Origin of the sequence: Mesorhizobium sp. M4A.F.Ca.ET.090.04.2.1 (genome assembly GCF_003999085.1) — a bacterium.
Lineage (GTDB): Bacteria > Pseudomonadota > Alphaproteobacteria > Rhizobiales > Rhizobiaceae > Mesorhizobium.
Map to the genome: position 1 here is coordinate 1 of NZ_RZOT01000916.1, position 1,032 is coordinate 1,032.

General features: G+C 52.6%; 2 protein-coding genes. Both read left to right on the plus strand.

The window, feature by feature from the left end:
* The coding region (locus tag EN781_RS34960; RefSeq protein WP_210213518.1) for a hypothetical protein at nt 1-285 on the plus strand (285 nt) is incomplete at its 5' end.
* A 35-nt stretch (nt 286-320) separates the two neighbouring features.
* Nucleotides 321-1,032 (plus strand): nucleoside triphosphate pyrophosphohydrolase family protein (locus EN781_RS33130; RefSeq protein WP_245492718.1); only part of this gene is annotated, 712 nt, incomplete at its 3' end.

The following is a 1,032-nucleotide window of genomic DNA, read 5'->3' on the forward strand; positions in this document are numbered from 1 at the left end:
GTGTGGGGTGGAATGGCGACCTGTGTTGCTCATCGGTCACCTCACTCGTCAGAAGCCGTGCTCGCATGCCAGAACACCTGCGCGAAGGCGCATCACAAGCTTCACCAAACTGATGTTGGGTGCCAATTCTCGACCGTATCAAGATCGAAGTTCACCTGCCTTAAAGGTTTCTATGACGTCGGAAGTCACGGCAGTGATGACTGGTCAGGGGCGTTCTCCAAGTTCAGTGGTTTGAAGCAATGCGAAAATGCTATCGTTTGCGCTGTCTTCCCGCTCGACCGTTAACTCAAACAAGATGATAATGATCCTCAGTGAATCAGGTGGCGGAAAAGCGGATGAATCAGCGGTCAATTACCCTCGACAATTATCAATTGCGCGCAATACGCACGGATCGAACCAACCAATTGGGTAATGGATTCGATCTCCCAGTGCTCGGCTTGGTCGGCGAGATTGGGAGCCTTCTAAGTGAAGTTAAGAAGAAGCAGCGCGACTCCCGATCTTACCTTGGCTACGAGGCCAGCGTAATCGAGGAAATGGGAGATGCCCTCTGGTATCTCGCTGTGATCGCCGATCATGCTGAATTGCCACTCTCGGCAGTAGCGACGACAGCCCAAGGCGATGCGAAGGAGCGCATGTTCGATGGAAACGATGTCGAACTCCTTAGTTTGCAGCCTCAGCCTACCTTGCCGTTGAACGCTCCCACCGCCGCGTTTGAGCGTACCCTTTTGCAGCTTGCTGGGGCTGTCGGGCGCCTAGCTGCGCTAAGCGCAGAAGGTGGTTTGCCATTAGATCGAGCGGGCCTTCTTGACCATCTTGCGGCAATCTTCCGGTTCCTGCTCTCGGCTGCCAACGAAGCAGGCATCACTCTGGATCAAGCCGCCGATCACAATTTGAAGAAGGCTGCTGACAGATGGCCTGAGGACCGAAATTTTGGAACTGACTTTGACAAAGAATATCCCGAAGAGGAGCAACTTCCAAAGAATCTAGAGATAGAAATCTTTGAAAGAGTCGCCAAGAACGGAAAGACTTATG